Raw genomic sequence first — 16,392 nt, 5'->3', positions numbered from 1 at the left:
GCTTGAGTACACCGCCTCTGGGCGATCTTTACTTTCGATCGAGCACCTTTCGGACCTTCTCGGCCAACTCGTCGATCGTGTAGGGTTTGGTCAAAAGCTCCGTCCCAAAATCGAGCGTGCCATTGTGAACAATCGCGTTTCGCGCGTAGCCGGTGGTGTAGAGCACCTTTAGGGACGGGTGCGATGTTCTGAGTTTGTCCACCAGTTCGCTGCCTGACATTTCCGGCATGACCACATCGGTGAACAGAAGCGAAGGCACTTGCCCGCTCTCGACGGCGGCAAGTGCGTCTCGTGGCCCCGACATTTCCAGCACGGAATAGCCCAGTTCACGCAGCGCTTCTGCGGCCATCAGGCGGACACGATCTTCATCCTCGACGATCATGATGACCTCGTCTGAACGTCCTGGGTGCTCGCCCGCCAAGGTGGCGCCCGGGCTGTCAGGAACGCCGCCATGCGACCGGCGTAGATAAATCTTCAAGGTGGTTCCGACCCCGACTTCGGAATAGATCTTGACGCTGCCGCCGGACTGACGAACAAATCCATATACTTGACTAAGTCCCAACCCGGTACCCTTGCCGACCCCCTTTGTGGTGAAGAACGGATCGAAGGCTCTTGCCAGCACGTCCGCAGTCATGCCCGTTCCGGTATCGGTGACCGCTATCATCACATACTGGCCCGAGGAGATTGCGTTTTCTCTCGCGTACCGGTCGTCAATGTGGGCGTTAGACGTTTCAATCGTCAGCTTTCCGCCGGCGGGCATGGCGTCGCGTGCGTTGACGCAAAGGTTGAGCAATGCGCTTTCCAATTGCCCTGCATCGGCCTCGACATGCCACAGCGCAGCGGCGAGCACCGTCTCGATTGCTATGGTCTCTCCGAGTGTTCGGCTCAGCAGTTCGCTCATGCCGGAGACGAGTCGATTAGGGTTCAGGCGCGTCGGTGCCAAGGGCTGCTGGCGGGAGAAGGCAAGCAGCCGCTTGGTAAGTTCCGCAGCGCGTTGTGCTCCATCGATTGCACCGGTGACGAAGTGGTTGACGTTCGTGTCGCCGTTTCTGAGCTTGCGCTGCACAAGATTCAAACCGCCAATGATGACAGCCAGCATATTGTTGAAGTCGTGGGCGATGCCACCGGTAAGCTGTCCCACGGCCTCCATCTTCTGCGCCTGGCGCAGGTGCTCTTCTGCTCGGATGCGTTCGGCAACTTCCTCTGCCACACGTTGCTCAAGTGTGGCATTGAGTGTCTGCAGCGCTTTGAACAGTCGGGAGTTGTCGATTGCCGTGGCGGCATGGCCGGCTAGCCCCAGCAAGGCTGTCTCATGCTCTGCGGCAAAGACACCGCGACCGGAATGTCCGAAGAACAGGCCACCCAGCACTTCGCCCGATCGCGAAATGACCGGCACGGCAAGATATGATCGCACGGGAAGATGGCCTTCCGGCATTCCCTTCCTCGGCGGATTTTTTCCATAGCGCGGATCCATGAGGATATCATCGGAACGCACCACCCCGGTCCCGCGAAAAGTAGGCTCGAACACCGCCGTGTTGCGTGGCATGGGGAAGTTTTCGAAAGCGGAGCGTGGCGCTCCCGACAGCGCGTAGAGCATATAGCTATCGCCTTTGTCATCGAGGACATTGTAGAAAAAAGCTCCGAATTGCGCGCCTGACAGTGCGACGCCAGCGTCGGTGACAATCTGGACAATGCGGTCCACGTCCAGCTCGGCTGCCACGGCGGCGGCAGTCGCATTCATCATCTGAAGCTGGTTCTCCACCCGCTTTCGCGCGGTAATATCCATGACGGTGCCGATGAAACGCACCGCGCGTCCGGACCGGAAAAGAGATTCGCCCGTTGCAGCTATCCAACGCTCCTTTCCATCGCGCAGCCCGACCGTCCGATATTCGATGTCGTAACGGGAAGACTCGCCCGGCGCGAGGGCCTGACGTACGGCCTCATCCGCCCGTTCACGGTCTTCCGGATGGAGACCCGCCAAGAACGCGCTCTCATATGTCACCTCCGCCTCAGCTGGCAGGCCGAAGAGAGCTTTGCATCGGTCGTCCCAACGCAGCGCCCTTGTGATGGGATCATAGTCCCACGTTCCGATAGCGGCCGCATCGGTCGCTAGCCTTAGCCGCTCCTCGCTGGCCCGGGCAGCCTGTTCCGAGCGGACGCGCTCGATGTGGGCCCATGACCGCTCCGTCACCTCCGTCAGCAAGGACAGTTCGCGCTGCGACCAGACGCGGCGCTGCTTGTCGTGAACGGCCATTAGCGCAGCCAGACGGCCTTGCTTGACCAAGGGCATGCAGATCGTTGCCGTTATGCCGATATCCTGAAAGGTCTTTGCTTCCGCGGGTGCAATTTCCTCGAGATTGTTGTTGATGACGAGCGGCCGATTGGCGCTCAGATTGTTAACAGCGAGACGACCGAAATCGGCAAGACTGTAGTATCCCCTGATGCTAGGCGAGCCAGGAGCGCTCCAGTCGCCGCGAATGGTGAAGTGGTCCTGGTCCGGCTCCATGTCGGCGTAGGCGCAAATCGAAACGCCAAGATGTTCGCCGAGTAGACGGGTGGTGACCTCCATGACAGCGTCGGCATCTGTCGCCGGGGAGATCTCTCTGCCGAGGCGGTCCAGAAAGGCCAGGCGCTCGGCGTTTTCACGCAGGGCCTTCTCCGCACGAAGCCGTTCAATTGCTGTCCGCGTCCGGTCAGCCACTTCCGAAATCAGAGCAACCTCGGCTGGCGTCCAGTGTCTTGGCTCGGAGTGATTGAGGTACAATAACGCGACCAACCCGCCGTGCTCTGTGACCGGCATGTTGATGACGGATTGAGCGCTGATAGCTTTGAGAGCCTCGGCATGGTCGTGGGTTCGCGGGTCTGTCTCGGCATTCTCGAAGACGACCGTCTCGCCTCGTTTCAAATCATCGACATAGGAACCGTAGTCCCTGAAATTCAGAGTTCCGGCCAGACTTCGGATTCCCGGCGCGTTCCAGTCTCTGTCGATGACTATCGTTTCTTTCTCGAGATCGATCGTGCCATATCCGGCTCGACTGATGCCAAAATGCTTACCAAGCAATTCCGCTGCCGCGAATGCCAGTTCGGCAGGATCATCGATCTCCCGAATCCTGTCACCCAACCCCGCCAAAAGCTCGAAGCGCTCCACTTCAGACAAGCGATCGCGTGACGTCACTCCATGTCGCCCCCGGTTCAGTCGGACTAGATAATGCGGTCAGCCGCGAAGAGTTCCAGGCGCCGAACAATAGGTCGGGGCTAAGCCGCCGACGCATTTGCGAAGAAACTTGCGTCGCGATCGGCGAAGGCATATGCGCCCTCAACGGACGCACGATGCGCAGTGCATCATAGTTTAATGACACCTGCTCGGCTGTGCCGCATAAAGCATCGTCAGCGGCTATGTAACGGGCTCCGCTGCTTGGGAGCAATCCCACTAGCCGAATAGGAGCGCCTGATGCTTAGCCGACCAACCCGGACGAATACGGAAGCTCTCTACCCCAGTGACCTGAACATCCTTCGCGCGGCATTTGACGCGCTGTGCCAGGAATTTGCTATTTCGCCTGACACGGCGGCGGCCTATGCCGTCGCAAGAGAGCTGATCAGGCTGTTCCAAACAGGAATGACGGAAGCGGCCACGCTGATGATTGCCGTGCGCGCACGTTGGCGTAACGATTGGGAGATGGGAGGCAGCAACGCTGCCTGACGGTAGATGGTCATGCGAACACCACCCGTTGCATCCTTTTCGACACCGCCGCGTTGAGCGTCAAACCTGCCAGAAATGTCCGATGCGCTGGCACAACGACTGGAGCGACCGATGCCGAAATTTCGCTTCGAGTTTATCGAAGGCATGTCGCAGCCTGCAATCTTCGCCGATATGGCTGATCGAGATGAGGCTGTCAGAGAAGCGAAGCGCGCTGCCAAGGAGGCCATGCTCGACGGAATTGTCGATGGCGTGGACCCGACCAGTTGGGTGACGAAGGTTTATGATGAGGCAGGCTATCTCGTCGCCACTCTCGAGTTCCGGGATCTGGTCGCCGCGCCCAAGGACACGGAAGAGTTCAAGGAAACAGAAGAGCCTGGCGTTTTGCGGTCGGGCTGAAGCTTGGTGTCTACGCTGTCCCCATCAACCGCCGAGACCGAAGATGTCCTGATCGTTGGAGGCGGGCCGGCGGGACTGACCGCCGCTCAATATCTTGCCCGTTTTCGCCATCGCGTGCTGGTGATCGATGCCGGCGATCCTCGTGCCGCCTTGATCCCAACGAGCCATAACTGTCCTGGCTTTCCCGAAGGAATAAGTGGAGCCGATATTCTGGATCGCCTTCGACGTCACGCCACCTTGTATGGAGCCACTCTGGTTGGAGGGCTGGTCTATTCCCTCACCCCTGCCTATGGGGGGTTCGTCACTGAGACCTCGATCGGCGCAATCCGGACACGCAAGGTGTTTTTGGCGACAGGGATCACCGACACGACACCCGTTATTCCGCGTCTGCGCGAGGCAATTGCCGCAGGTGTCATTCGAGTCTGCCCGGTATGCGACGGGTATGAGGCGATCGACCAGAAGATTGCGGTCGTCGGGCACGACGAGAAAGCCTTGAAAGAGGCCATTTTCCTCAGTCGATTTACACCGCTCATAACGATGCTTGGAAGCGACGCATCCGCCTTTTCGCCCAGCACTCGTCGTGCGGCGAGGGCAAGAGGCATAATCATCGGTGACGCTCTCGATACGCTCTGCCCGGCAGCAGACGGCTGCGAGGCGATTTTGAAAGATGGGACGTCATCCCGCTTCGATGCCATATATCTGGCACTGGGGTGCAAGGTACGTTCTCAACTCGCCGAGGCCGTTGGCGCGAGATGTTGTGAAGACGGCTATGTCACGGTCGACGAGCATCAGCAGACTTCCATCCAAGGCATGTACGCCATTGGCGATGTTGTCAAAGCGTTGAACCAGATAGCCGTCGCTTTTGGACAGGCTGCCATTGCCGCGTCGCATGCCCATCGAGAGTTGGAGAGCGCCGAGTGGACTGGATTTGCAGATCAGTCTTCTCAACGAACATGAAACCACGCGGCTGATCGAGATGTGGCTGCCTTGCGCGTATGACGTCTCGACTCGGTCTACAAGGAGTTACCGCAACTGGCCGAGAAGGTCGATCCCCGAAAGGGTCATGATACAGATCCAAGAGGTTTCCGGGATCAGGATAAACCTTGACCGGATGGAGATGCCCGCGTCCTGCCTGTAACCGCAGGAGATGACCCGCACCGAGAGTTTATACAGCCGCGGAACATTCACTGCTGGTACGAGGTTTGGTTGCAGGCCCTACAATCCTCCCTCATTGTCTGGGCCTTGAGGCTGCCGAAGCAGCTTCGGCCCGTCTCGGCTTTGTCCGGGGCGGGCTCCGGATGTATGGTAGATCACGCCGGTAAAAGGCCGTTGCTGGCTCGAGCGGACGCCATTTTGTTTAGCCTCCGAAATACGCGCGGAACGCTCGTTCTATAGCGCGCGGACGACCTGTTCTGCGATCTCTTGCTGGCAGGTTTCAGAGGCTGCAACCAAAGCTTCAGCCGCCTCGGCCCCTCTCGAGACTGGTGGCGCACGGGAGTTGAGATGCGATGCATAGAGATGCCTTCACACCATCAGAACTGTCCCTACTCAGTCGCGTCTTCGCACGCAGCAAAATCAAAAACGAAACCGCAACCGAGAGGGAACGGCGCGCATCACGTATTCTGGCCTATTACCAAGCGGGGATCACGGATGAAGATGAGCTAGAACAGCTTTCTCGCCAACCGCTGGGCAGGTGACGATTAGTCTTCCTTCTTCAGAGCTTCCGCCTCGTCTTTGAGCTTCGGCCAATCGGCGCCATGCTTGCGAAGCAGCGTTCGCGCCTGCTTGGGGGCAATGTCCGTGAGTTCGACCAGATGTTCGACCTCAAGTTCCTGGCCTTTCGCTACCCGGCTTGCTTCGTTCGCTTTTCGTTGCACTTCGACAACCCACTGCTGAGACAACATGAACGAGCGCTGAGAGCGCGCGTTCCAGAACTGCATTAAAAAATACGCGACACTTATCAGTCGGATTGGGCCAAGTACGAGACGGGCCTGGACTTCTGCTGTGCCTGCCGATTTCTTCCATGTGGGGAACCGGAGCTTGCCTGCCGGTCGCAAATGGCGGCGGCATCTTGGTACGACTGCCTGATCACGCGGCGTTCGGGTTTCCTCGCCGCTCATGCCATTCGATGTGCCGGCGCTCGGCAGCTTTCTGACGCAGCAAGTCCGGTGCGCACGTCACCTCATCAACTTGATCTGAAGCGAGATGCTCAGCCTCAGAATCCTTTCGCCGTTTTCGTTCCGCACTTCAACAAACACTTGCTGCCCGTCCACCTCTGATAGTGCGTCTCTTGTAAGGTCGATGAGGCCCTCGAAGCCCGCGCGGCGGACCTCCTCCAAACCGGCACATTCGATGCCGATTTCATCTTCGATGACCACATCGTGATCCCCGCTATCAAAGAAAAATCGTGCCATCCGAGAGCTTCCGTCACCACTAAACTGCAGGGTTCCTTTGGTGCAGGTAGGTCGTGTCGAAATCCCCTGCATGAGTGAGGGCAAGCCAATCGAGAGCATGCACTGTTGATCCTGTGGTGGCGATGAGGCCTCTACGCCGAAGTTCCTGAAGCATTCGGTTGACGTGGACCGTAGACAAGCCCAATGCATCGCCCAGGGCTGCTTGGGTAATGGGAAGATCCGCAACGTGATCCTGAATGCGTCCAACCGAGCGCAAGCGAAAAATCAGTTCGCACAAAATGTGAGCCATGCGCGTGTATGCCTCGCGTCTTCCCACATTAGTGACCCACTCCCTGTAAATCGCTGCATCGATTAGGGTCGACCGCCAAAAAGCCGTCGCGATTCGAGGATGCTGTTCGCAAATGGCGCGAAGAGCGTCATGTCGCATGAAGCCCAGTCTGGCTGCTGTGAGGGTCGTAAAATTGCAATCCATGACCGACAGATGCAGTCCGTGCAAATCCGGAATATCCCCAGCCACAAAGAAGGATGTAATCTGCCGTTTGCCGTCGCCTGTAAGTTTGGTGGAACCGAGCAGGCCATCCAAAACCACGAACGAACTAACAGGACGGTCACCCTCACGAACCAAGTCGTAGTTGGCCAGAAAATCCTTCTCCTGAATTTGGATGCCTTTCAAAACATCGATATCGCCCCCTCGGAGATCCGAGATGCTCAGGAGCTTGCGAATAACTACATCCATGGATGAGGTGGGTGACAAATTGGCTACCTAACTGATGTTGGTTATCGAACTTGCATTCGCTTCAAAAGTTCCGGGTAGCCGTAAGAGGCGCCGGACTGATGGTCGGCAGTTGGGAACTCAAGACGCGAACGCACCCAGGACCTTGGCCGGGGCCTAAGTGCCCAGCGGCAGAGGGTTGAGGGCTCAGTTCTGTTGCTCGCTTGGTGTGCGGCAAGCTCCCGACGTGAGTATGCCGCACCCATAACGGAGCCGCCCGAGCCACGCATTAACCTATGATTGTTGACGTTAAATCAGCTGCTCCAACCCCGTTGCCCGCCAGGATTCCGCACAAGCCACAGGATGCGATTGGCGAAGGGAGATATCGAATGAAGAAGATCTATCAGGAGCCCATTTTGACAAAGCGTGAGCGACTGTCGTCGATGACGGCTTCGCCCAGCTTATCGACCGTCAGCTCGGGGCCGACTGACTAAAGGCCGCGCTGATTAGTATTACGAAAAGGAAGCTTGTTGGGGCCGTCCGTTCTCCAACTTGCCTGTCTCTCAAGGCCCCTGCCTCCCGGTAGCGGGCCTTTGCTTTGGTGGTTCCCCCCGGAAGGGCCGGGAAGCCCGCCACATTGTATGAACCATTCCGTATTGCGGGGAACATTTTAGCAAACTGTAAATTCAACGGTCTTGTGGTAGGAGGCCAATGTGTCCCGGCGAAGCGTCGACAAAGACCGATTGGAACGCGCAGACCGTGAGGCAAAGATTGCTAACGCGGCCGAGAGAGAGGCGCGAGATACAAAAACCGCGCGACTTCGAGAACAACGCCTTGCTGCCGAAGCCAAGGCTTCGCAAGCATTCAAGAAAGGTCGGTCCAAGGGCTAGGTCTCGCTTCGACGCTGACGCTCGCCCTGAGGCCGCGACGCGGTTTTTCGTCCTTATTAGACCTCATGTTCAAGAACATTTGAAGCGCCCTTGAGCACCGCGTGTGCTTGTGAAGGCAACCTCTGCTCCTGCCGATCGGGTGAAAAGACGCCAGCGCCAGTTGGGAGCTGGCGGGCTGGATGGCGCCGGCCATGCTAGGCTCCGGGAGAACCAATGCCTGGACCTGGCGAGGAGTACTGCCCACGTTGCGGAACAGAACCGTGTGCTTGACGTTGTGCCGAGACCCACGTCTAGGAGAAACGGCATGGTGGCGCCACGCGCGGTGTGGAAGGGCTTTCTGAGGGTCGGTTCCGTGTCATGCGGGGTGAAGATAGTTGGTGCCACAAGCGAGGCATCCAAGATCCACTTCAAGATTTTGAACCGTAAGGACGGTTTACCCGTAAAAGCCGCCTATGTCGATGAAGAGACCGGCGATGTGGTCGAAGCCGAGGAACAGATCAAAGGGTATGAGGCAGACAAGGGTGATTTCATCCACGTCGAGCCGGACGAGATAAAGAAACTGAAGCTTACGTCGCAGCATACACTCGACGTCGATTCCTTTGTTCCGGTTGGCGAGATCGACACTCGTTTTCTGGAGAAACCATACTACTTGATCCCGGCAGACGGTGCCTCCCTGGAGGCCTTTGCCGTCCTGCGCGATGCGATGGCCAAGAAGCGCGTTGCGGCACGCTCCTGCGTCGTACTCTATCAGCGCGGGCGGGAGGTGTTGATACAGCCCCTTGGAAAAGGGATGTTGCTGACCGAGCTACGGACCCATGATGAGATGACATCGGAAGACACCGTCTTCGATGACGTGAAAAGCCCAAAATACGACTCGGATTTGCTGGAAATCGCGGGGCTTCTCATCGACAAGAAGGTGACGAAGTTCGATCCTTCGAAATTCGAGGACACCTACGAGGATGCGTTGATTGCCATGATTGACGCCAAGCGGAAGGGCAAAAAACCCCCGAAACCGGCGCCGAAACCTAAGGAGAACGTGGTGGACTTGGCCTCAGTTCTTCGAAAGAGCCTCGCCAAGGAAGGCATCGGCCAAGATCGGCCAAAGGCCAAGAGCCGCAAATCAGCATAGTCAAAGATAGCGATCACCATCGCTGCGTTGCTCAAAAGGACCAGCGCAATTGCAGTGCTAGGTTAGAAGCGACGGAACTGGGTGTGAGCAAAGTTGATGTCGGCGCCGAAGCAATGCGCGATGAAGAGGCGCAGGGTCCAACGGCCGCTGATCTTCAGGCCGTGAGCCCAGCCTCACGCCTCAAACGTTGAAGCGGTTCGCCCGGCCCTCGACGCCGTGCATGCTGCCCGTCGGAGGCGGGAGCCTTGACCGTGCCTTCATCTATCGTGACTGGGAAAGGTGCGTTCAACACAGCCGGCGCCAGATCCCTCCATACAGCTTGCAGCTTGCTCGGGACTGCAACTGATTCATGCCGATCGTCGGTGCATTGCGATGGCACTTGGTAGGAAGGGTCTGCCCGGATCACCGGCTCCAGATCGTGGGGGAAGTTCGGCGCATGGACGGGCAGTGCTTCGGCCGAATTTTCGCCCTTTTGAGGGATGGCGGGAAGCATTTCAGCGATCTCGATCAGGATATCTTTGACCAGATGTCTCATCTGTGCGCCCGCCCACTGCGCCCATTGCTATGGCGATCAAACTTGTTGAGGCAACCAATGTTCCCGCTTGAAGCTGATGGCGGGCTTTACAGGCAAAGATCGGCGGAGCGGCTCATGCGATACTCCAGGCGACGTCGCTTCGGTCCTCTCGCCTGGCATGATCGATGTCGGAAAGTCGAATTTGAACGTACTGTTCCCTGCCTTTCGTCGGAGCGGGACGATCCGATGACGGCTATGGGCTTCGCCCCCGATTTGCCTTGCGCAGCTTCTTCCCTGGCTGCTGTCTGCCCTCCGTGGGTTCGATCGGGAACAAAGGCTCGACCATCCGGTTTGGAACCATCCCGTTAAGCACTGGACGAATGTGCAGCCTGGCGGATGAGAGACGGCTGCCGGTTCCCGATCTGCATTCGACAGCCGAGATTGAGCCCAAATGCCCAAGGAGACTTGGCATGAGCGAAGCAGGACACAGCGAAGGCAATGAGGTGACTTCGATTGCGGGCACGTCACCGTTCGCCAGTTTTTTCATGGCTGGCTTCGAGTGCTCGTCGCACCGGCGCAAGGACGGCGTTCGCCTCGATCTCATCCGCGCGACGTCGCATTATTTGCATGCCCTGGGCGACTACCGCGGGTGCGCCGAACGCGGTCTTCGTACCGTCCGCGACGGGTTGCGCTGGCACCTCATCGAAACCGCTCCTGGAACCTATGACTGGTCGAGCTGGACGCCGATGGTCGAAGCAGCGCAATCGGCAGGTGTCCAAGTCATCTGGGACATCTTCCACTACGGATCTCCAGACCACGTTGATCAAGGGTCGATGCATTTCATCGATGCCTATGCCTCGTTCGCTGCGGAAGCTGTGAGGGTTCATCGTACAATCGCCGGTACGGCGCCTCTGTTGTGTCCGATCAACGAAATTTCGTTTTTCGCCTGGGCTGTTGAGGTTGGCTATTTCCCGCGCGTCGGCCCGAAGAAGCGGGGGTGGTTCAAGCGGCACCTCGTGAAAGCTGCAATAGCTGGCGTTCGCGCGATGCGGGAGGTCGATCCCGCTTGCAGATTTGTCTGGGCCGAGCCGCTTATCCACATTGCTCCTCGCGACCGAACGCGGACTGAACGGCGCCGGGCCGAAAATGCCCGTCTTGGACAGTTCGAAGCTTACGACATGCTGCTGGGCCGGGCAGAACCTGAGTTGGGGGGCAGCGAAGATGTTGTCGATGTCGTCGGCCTGAATTTTTACCCACACAATCAGTGGTACTTAAACGGGCCCACGATCCCGATGGGACATCACGAGTATCGTGCCCTGTCGGAGATGCTGATCGAGGTCGCGCGTCGCTACGGCAAGCCGATGTTCATCGCCGAGACCGGCTCCGAAGGATCGGGCGGGGCGGCTTGGCTCCATTATGTCTGCGACGAAGTGCGTGCCGCAATCGGTCTCGAAGCGCCGATCGAAGGTATTTGCCTATACCCGATAACCGCCTATCCGGGCTGGGACAATTCGCGGCATGCGGAGGTGGGATTGTTTTCGGTCGTCCAGGCGGACGGCAGCCGACACGTCCGCAAGCCTATCGCGGACGAATTGGCCCGACAGCAAACTTTGTTCCGGGCGAACCCGACGCGTTAAATATATCAGCGGCACGAGGGACTGTTGCCAGCTCCTTTCGGCGCCGCGTTGCCACGCCGATGCTCCCAAGTAGCTCCAGGTGGGGAGCTACAGCACCCCTTCGGCCAACGAGGCCTTCCCCGCGCTCGGCCATTCCGGGACGCTCTTTTGGATGCGGGCGAAGGTGGCCAGGGCCTGCCCGACCACCTGATCCATGTTGTAGTAGCGGTAGGTTGCCAGGCGGCCGACAAACCACACGTCGGGACAGGTTGCGCCGAGCGCTTCGTAGCGCTTGTAGAGCTCTTCGTTTTCGGCCCGCGGCACCGGATAGTACGGGTCCCCGATATCGGTGGGATATTCGTAGGTCAGGCTGGTCCGCGCGTTCTGCTGGCTGGTCAGATGTTTGTACTCGGTGATGCGGGTGTAATCTTCCGTCTGAGGGTAATTGACCACGGCAACCGGCTGAAACTGCTCTTGATCGAGGGTGACGTGCTCAAAACGGAGCGAGCGATAAGGAAGACGTCCAAGCTGCCAGCCGAAGTACTCGTCGATCGGGCCGGTATAGATCAGGCGGTTGAATGGTATCTCGTCACGAATTTCGCGGAAATCGGTCTGCAACATGACCTTGATATTCGGATGATCGAGCATGCGTTCGAACATCCTCGTGTATCCGCCGGCAGGCATCTTCTGGAAGCTGTCGCTGAAATAGCGGTCATCGCGGTTGGTCCTGGTCGGCACTCGTGCCGTCACCGATTTGCTCAACTGGCTCGGATCGACGCCCCATTGCTTTTTGGTGTAGCCACGAAAGAATTTCTCGTAGAGTTCGCGTCCCACGGTGCTTACGACAACATCCTCGGCGGTTCGCACGTCCTCTACCGTCTCGCGCCGCGACGCGAAGAACTCCTCCAACTGTGCGGAATTCAGTTCGAGGCCATAGAGGCGGTTTATCGTGTCGAGATTGATCGGGATGGGGAGCAGTTTCCCATCCACCGCCGCCAGAACCCTATGCTCGTATGTGCGCCATTGAGTGAACTGCGAGAGGTAGTCCACGATCGACTGGCTGTTGGTGTGAAAAATATGTGGCCCGTAACGATGGATGAGGATGCCGGCTTCATTATAGCAATCATAGGCGTTGCCGCCGACATGGCTGCGGCGGTCGACCAGGAGAACACTTTCATGGCGCTGGGAGGCTATCCTTTCAGCAAGCACGCTGCCGGCAAATCCCGCGCCGACGATCAGCCAATCGAACATGGCTATGCGCTCCTGCGGAGTGGAATGACCTTCTTGGCTCGATAGGCACGCTCGATGTGAGCGGTCATGGCACTCCATGTCTTTTGCCAAGACATGTCGGCAAGATAGGCATCGACTTGCGGCAGGAACGTCTCACGAGGTCGCAATAGAATGGAGCGCAGCTTGCTCTCCAAGTCGTCACTGTCGGCTATTTCCACCAGTCCAGCAGCGCCGTAGCTGCGCACAACGTCAACGATTGCCGTCGAGATTACGGGCAGGCCCGCCGCCAGGAACTCTGGCGTCTTGGTTGGGCTGATGAACCGGGTCGCTTCGTTGAGTGCAAACGGCATCCAACCGGCATCCCAATGCCGCAGATAGTCGGGAAGGTCACAGTAGGCTTTCGGGCCCAACCAATGCAAGTTTTCGGCTTTGGGCAGGGTTGCGGGCTCGATCTTGACCACCGGGCCAAGCATGACGAAATGCACATCCGGCATGGTCTCTGCCGCCTGCGCCACGAGTTCGACGTCCAGCCGCTCGTCGATGACGCCGAAATATCCGACTTTGGGATGAGGAATGCCGGCCTGGTCGCCTGGCTCCTTTCCTGAGCGTCTCGCAGTGTGAAAGTGCTTCACATCGATGCTGCTCGGAAAAGGGAAGATCGCGTGGTGCAGATGACGCTTGGTCTCGAACAGGCTCAGGCCACCGGTGAAAACGAGATCGGCGCGGCGCAACAGGGCCTTTTCCATCTGCCCCAACTCGGGCGGCGCATTCTTGAATGCGGAGAGTTCGTCCATGCAGTCGTAGACGCATATGTCTGGGTCGAGGAACTCCGTGAAGCGAAGAGCCATCGGCGTATAATACCAGGCGATCAGCCGGCTGTGCGGCATAGAAGCTATGATCTGCTGAACAAATCTCCGCTGCACGGCATCTGATTTCGCGGCCGACGCGCCGAGCGGAAGCACTGGTGTCACGATTAGAATGTTTGGCGACGCCTCGCTCGTCCGCATTAGCGGCTGTGGCAGTTCTTCGAAAACAGGCTCTTCAAAGTAGACCACTCTCTGCTGCATGGATGCGAGGGTGAGGATATGCTGCGGCCGTTGATGAACGAAATTCCATCGCAAGTGGGAGAAGCAAACCAGTAGATTTTCCCTGCCAGCGTGTTTACTGGCGGATACCCTGCCCAAGGCTGCTTCCATTGAGATGTTCCTTCCCGTAATCTTCGTTTATGTTACGACTAACATTTGTTAATCGGGGGTCGAGGAGAAATAGACTTCGGTGCCAGCTCCTAACTTTCCAGCACGTGAGTTGTTCCAAGGTGAAGTGAGCTCTCAGTCACCGCTCGGATGACGAATGCGACGATATTTCCGCGGAGCCGAGAACGGCCACCCCGCGTCGCCGGGCTTTGAAAGCGTGAGTGACGGGGAATGTCGGTGGAGAACGGACCTGCCGTATTTGCGTTGAAGTCGCTGGTTATAAAATGTGCAGAACATCACGTTGATTCGCCTGCATGACTGGCGACTCGGTTTGGCAGGCAGGATTCCGGGGCTGATATGAAGATCGACTTTGCGACCAATGTTTTTCCGCTGTTTCATCCGCAAAGCGTGGATGATCTCAAAGACCCTTGCCCTGTCTTCGATGGCAGTCTGTGGCACGTCTTCGGCTCTAGTGGCACGGTGACCACCGAAACGTGGAGGATCCTGCACGCCACGGCGCCCGATCTCTATGGACCGTGGACCGAGCATCCGCCGATCGAACTTCCTATCAACGGGAGTGGTGTTGCGGCTCCCGGTGTCATCCACGAAAGCGGCGTCTTTCATATGTTCATCCAGACCGAGTTCATGAAGTCTGGCGGCCGGTGCGAGCATGCGGTTTCGAATGACGGGTTCCATTGGGTGGTTCTTAGCCCGGCAATCCTCGCCATCCCGGACACGGAGGAAGATGGCATTTACGATCCGCATCCCGCAGTTGTTGGCGGCAAGCGCTACCTCGTCTATTCCGCCATGCCAAAATTCACGAGGGTGCCGCAACCCGACATCTACCTCGCACGGAGCCAATCCGACTCGTGGTTCGGTCCCTGGAAGCGGATCGGCAAGATCCTGGACCATAATGATGTTCCTCACCACAATACGAGAGAGGACCCCGACTATGAATGGGGCATAGAAGGCGCACAGTTGGTCGAGTTGCCGGACGGTCGGGTGCTTCTCAATGCCACTTGTTTTCTGCCGAATGGGCTTCGCGGGAACCGGCAGCGCGTGTTTTTCGCCATCGCTGATGACGTTGCTGGACCTTACGTATCGATCGGCCCGGTGCTGGAGCCAGGCCAGCCGGGAGAGAACGGCCACTCGACGGTGATGATCGAAGGCAGCCAACTATCATTGTTTTACCAGAGTCGGGTCGCCACGACCGATCATCGGTGGCGTTATGGCCTGGCCAGATGCGACGTCGCCCTGCTTTCCAGGGTCGCATGATCCGGCCGGTGTCACTGGGCACCGACGGCGTCGACGGACTGGACGGCTCGCATTGCGCAATGTGCTTCCGTAGCTCGTGTCGTTCCGTCGGAAAGCCTGCCGGAATTAAATGTTCCTCCTACGGAACAATGCGTCCGAGCTGAGGTTCGGCTGACTTCAAACCAGGAGCCAGCCATGTATTACACCGACAAGAAATTGCAGTACCCGGTTCGTGTGGAAACGCCGAATCCAGTCTTCGCCCGCGCGTTGCAGCAGGCCATAGGCGGAGTAGAAGGCGAGATACGCGTCGCCTTGCAGTATTTCTTCCAGGCATGGGGATGCCGCGGACCGGCCAAATACCGCGACCTGTTGTTGAACACGGCGACCGAGGAGCTCGGCCATATCGAAATGCTGGCGACTGCGGTCGCCCTCAATCTCGAAGGTGCACCCCTTTCGCTGCAGGAGGACATCTCGTCGGACACGGTCGGCGGCTCGGTCCTCAACGGGATGAACTTCCGCCATATCTTGTCGACCGGCTTGGCCGCACTGCCTGAAAACGCCAACGGCGTTCCCTTCAATGCTTCGCATGTCTATGCCAGCGGCAATCTTGCCGCGGATATGGTCGCAAACGTCACCGCGGAAGGAAGCGGCCGCGTACTTGCTACCCGCCTGTACAACATGACCAACGATCCCGGCATGAAGGACATGCTGTCCTTCCTTATTGCGCGCGACACCATGCACCAACAGCAGTGGCTCGCGGCCATCGAAGACATGGGCGGACTGAACGCGTCTCTGCCGGTCCCCAACTCCTTCCCGCAGGAGAAGGAGTATCAGGACGTATCCTATGCCTTCATCAATTGCTTCGTCGAAGGTGTCGAACCAGCGCGGGGACGTTGGAGCGATGGACCGTCGATGGACGGCAAGGGGGAGTTCTCCCTGGTCGCCGGTGCGCCAATGGGTGAGGAGCCCATGCTTTCGTCACCACGGCCAAGTTCCGGCGCCCAGAGCGAGCAGATGATCGACAGGCGGGCCGCCGAATAGGCAAAGATAGCCATACGAGGGGCAGCCGGTACTCGGCTGTCTCCTGCTTGCGGCTCCCGGAGTTGGGCGCACCCGGTCGTACGAGCACCTGGCGCTGCGTACGATAGCGCAACTTGGTGACTGGTGCGTGCCTGACGAAGCTCTCCGTTTCGCCTGAGATAAATGCTCTCACTTAAGGAACATCGCAGGTTCCTCGAAGTTCGGAAGCCACGGAGGACGTGCACATGAACAGTGTCATCTATCTTATCGGCCTTATCGTCGTCGTGCTCGCGGTCCTCTCCTTCCTCGGTCTTCACTAGGTGG

The 16,392-nt window shown here is 58.2% G+C and carries 14 protein-coding genes; 7 read left to right on the top strand and 7 right to left on the bottom strand.

Going from position 1 to position 16,392, the window contains the following annotated elements; translation table 11 throughout:
- Positions 1–28 precede the first annotated feature (28 nt).
- Positions 29–3,175, bottom strand: a complete 3,147-nt coding sequence (locus LB558_RS12245) for a GAF domain-containing protein (protein ID WP_224697796.1) — start codon at positions 3,173–3,175, stop codon at positions 29–31.
- A 276-nt stretch (positions 3,176–3,451) separates the two neighbouring features.
- Here LB558_RS12245 and LB558_RS12240 point away from each other — a divergent pair, with 276 nt between their 5' ends.
- From LB558_RS12240 to LB558_RS12230, 3 genes are all read left to right on the top strand, one after another.
- The gene (locus tag LB558_RS12240) at positions 3,452–3,700 is read left to right on the top strand and encodes a hypothetical protein (protein ID WP_224697795.1); all 249 of its coding nucleotides are present in this window, start codon (positions 3,452–3,454) and stop codon (positions 3,698–3,700) included.
- A gap of 111 nt (positions 3,701–3,811) precedes the next feature.
- Positions 3,812–4,096, top strand: coding sequence for a DUF6894 family protein (locus LB558_RS12235; RefSeq protein WP_224697794.1), 285 nt, complete (start codon positions 3,812–3,814; stop codon positions 4,094–4,096).
- A gap of 6 nt (positions 4,097–4,102) precedes the next feature.
- Positions 4,103–5,053, top strand: coding sequence for an NAD(P)/FAD-dependent oxidoreductase (locus LB558_RS12230; protein WP_224697793.1), 951 nt, complete (start codon positions 4,103–4,105; stop codon positions 5,051–5,053).
- Between the two features lie 743 nt (positions 5,054–5,796).
- On the opposite strand, the gene LB558_RS12220 is transcribed toward LB558_RS12230, so the two are convergent.
- Genes LB558_RS12220 through LB558_RS12210 form a run of 3 tightly spaced genes read right to left on the bottom strand, consistent with a single transcriptional unit; the run spans position 5,797 to position 7,246 of the window.
- Positions 5,797–6,216, bottom strand: coding sequence for a hypothetical protein (locus tag LB558_RS12220; RefSeq protein WP_224697791.1), 420 nt, complete (start codon positions 6,214–6,216; stop codon positions 5,797–5,799).
- Positions 6,217–6,273: 57 nt separating this feature from the next.
- Positions 6,274–6,510 (bottom strand): DUF6894 family protein, encoded by a 237-nt coding sequence (locus tag LB558_RS12215; protein ID WP_224697790.1) that lies wholly within the window; start codon positions 6,508–6,510, stop codon positions 6,274–6,276.
- A 19-nt stretch (positions 6,511–6,529) separates the two neighbouring features.
- Positions 6,530–7,246: a Crp/Fnr family transcriptional regulator gene (locus tag LB558_RS12210; RefSeq protein ID WP_318011636.1), complete on the bottom strand. Its 717-nt coding sequence runs from the start codon at positions 7,244–7,246 to the stop codon at positions 6,530–6,532.
- Positions 7,247–8,416: 1,170 nt separating this feature from the next.
- Between LB558_RS12210 and LB558_RS12205 the strand changes: the two genes are divergently transcribed.
- Entirely contained in the window at positions 8,417–9,241 is an 825-nt protein-coding gene (locus tag LB558_RS12205; RefSeq protein WP_224697788.1) for a Ku protein, read from the top strand.
- A gap of 154 nt (positions 9,242–9,395) precedes the next feature.
- Here the strand turns inward: LB558_RS12205 and LB558_RS12200 are convergent, their stop codons facing one another.
- Positions 9,396–9,776: a hypothetical protein gene (locus LB558_RS12200; protein ID WP_224697787.1), complete on the bottom strand. Its 381-nt coding sequence runs from the start codon at positions 9,774–9,776 to the stop codon at positions 9,396–9,398.
- Positions 9,777–10,225: 449 nt separating this feature from the next.
- Between LB558_RS12200 and LB558_RS12195 the strand changes: the two genes are divergently transcribed.
- Complete coding sequence (locus tag LB558_RS12195; RefSeq protein ID WP_224697786.1) at positions 10,226–11,392, top strand: beta-glucosidase; 1,167 nt, start codon at positions 10,226–10,228, stop codon at positions 11,390–11,392.
- Between the two features lie 87 nt (positions 11,393–11,479).
- On the opposite strand, the gene glf is transcribed toward LB558_RS12195, so the two are convergent.
- Positions 11,480–12,622: a UDP-galactopyranose mutase gene (glf, locus tag LB558_RS12190; RefSeq protein ID WP_224697785.1), complete on the bottom strand. Its 1,143-nt coding sequence runs from the start codon at positions 12,620–12,622 to the stop codon at positions 11,480–11,482.
- A gap of 2 nt (positions 12,623–12,624) precedes the next feature.
- On the bottom strand, positions 12,625–13,797 hold the full coding sequence (locus tag LB558_RS12185; RefSeq protein WP_224697784.1) for a glycosyltransferase: 1,173 nt from the start codon (positions 13,795–13,797) through the stop codon (positions 12,625–12,627).
- A 354-nt stretch (positions 13,798–14,151) separates the two neighbouring features.
- Here LB558_RS12185 and LB558_RS12180 point away from each other — a divergent pair, with 354 nt between their 5' ends.
- Complete coding sequence (locus tag LB558_RS12180) at positions 14,152–15,069, top strand: hypothetical protein (RefSeq protein ID WP_224697783.1); 918 nt, start codon at positions 14,152–14,154, stop codon at positions 15,067–15,069.
- A 174-nt stretch (positions 15,070–15,243) separates the two neighbouring features.
- Entirely contained in the window at positions 15,244–16,089 is an 846-nt protein-coding gene (locus LB558_RS12175) for a manganese catalase family protein (RefSeq protein WP_224697782.1), read from the top strand.
- The last annotated feature ends 303 nt before the right edge of the window (positions 16,090–16,392 follow it).

This window comes from Mesorhizobium sp. CO1-1-8 (assembly GCF_020164875.1).
GTDB lineage: Bacteria > Pseudomonadota > Alphaproteobacteria > Rhizobiales > Rhizobiaceae > Mesorhizobium.
This window is presented reverse-complemented; position numbering and strand designations above follow the sequence as displayed.

What these genes read in the sequence shown, in the direction of transcription:
- LB558_RS12240 (WP_224697795.1), top strand. Translation starts at nt 3,452, where the DNA reads ATGCTTAGCCGACCAACCCGGACGAATACGGAAGCTCTCTACCCCAGT.
- LB558_RS12235 (WP_224697794.1), top strand. Translation starts at nt 3,812, where the DNA reads ATGCCGAAATTTCGCTTCGAGTTTATCGAAGGCATGTCGCAGCCTGCA.
- LB558_RS12220 (WP_224697791.1), bottom strand. Translation starts at nt 6,216, where the DNA reads ATGAGCGGCGAGGAAACCCGAACGCCGCGTGATCAGGCAGTCGTACCA.
- LB558_RS12215 (WP_224697790.1), bottom strand. Translation starts at nt 6,510, where the DNA reads ATGGCACGATTTTTCTTTGATAGCGGGGATCACGATGTGGTCATCGAA.
- LB558_RS12210 (WP_318011636.1), bottom strand. Translation starts at nt 7,246, where the DNA reads ATGGATGTAGTTATTCGCAAGCTCCTGAGCATCTCGGATCTCCGAGGG.
- LB558_RS12205 (WP_224697788.1), top strand. Translation starts at nt 8,417, where the DNA reads ATGGTGGCGCCACGCGCGGTGTGGAAGGGCTTTCTGAGGGTCGGTTCC.
- LB558_RS12200 (WP_224697787.1), bottom strand. Translation starts at nt 9,776, where the DNA reads ATGAGACATCTGGTCAAAGATATCCTGATCGAGATCGCTGAAATGCTT.
- LB558_RS12195 (WP_224697786.1), top strand. Translation starts at nt 10,226, where the DNA reads ATGAGCGAAGCAGGACACAGCGAAGGCAATGAGGTGACTTCGATTGCG.
- glf (WP_224697785.1), bottom strand. Translation starts at nt 12,622, where the DNA reads ATGTTCGATTGGCTGATCGTCGGCGCGGGATTTGCCGGCAGCGTGCTT.
- LB558_RS12185 (WP_224697784.1), bottom strand. Translation starts at nt 13,797, where the DNA reads ATGGAAGCAGCCTTGGGCAGGGTATCCGCCAGTAAACACGCTGGCAGG.
- LB558_RS12180 (WP_224697783.1), top strand. Translation starts at nt 14,152, where the DNA reads ATGAAGATCGACTTTGCGACCAATGTTTTTCCGCTGTTTCATCCGCAA.
- LB558_RS12175 (WP_224697782.1), top strand. Translation starts at nt 15,244, where the DNA reads ATGTATTACACCGACAAGAAATTGCAGTACCCGGTTCGTGTGGAAACG.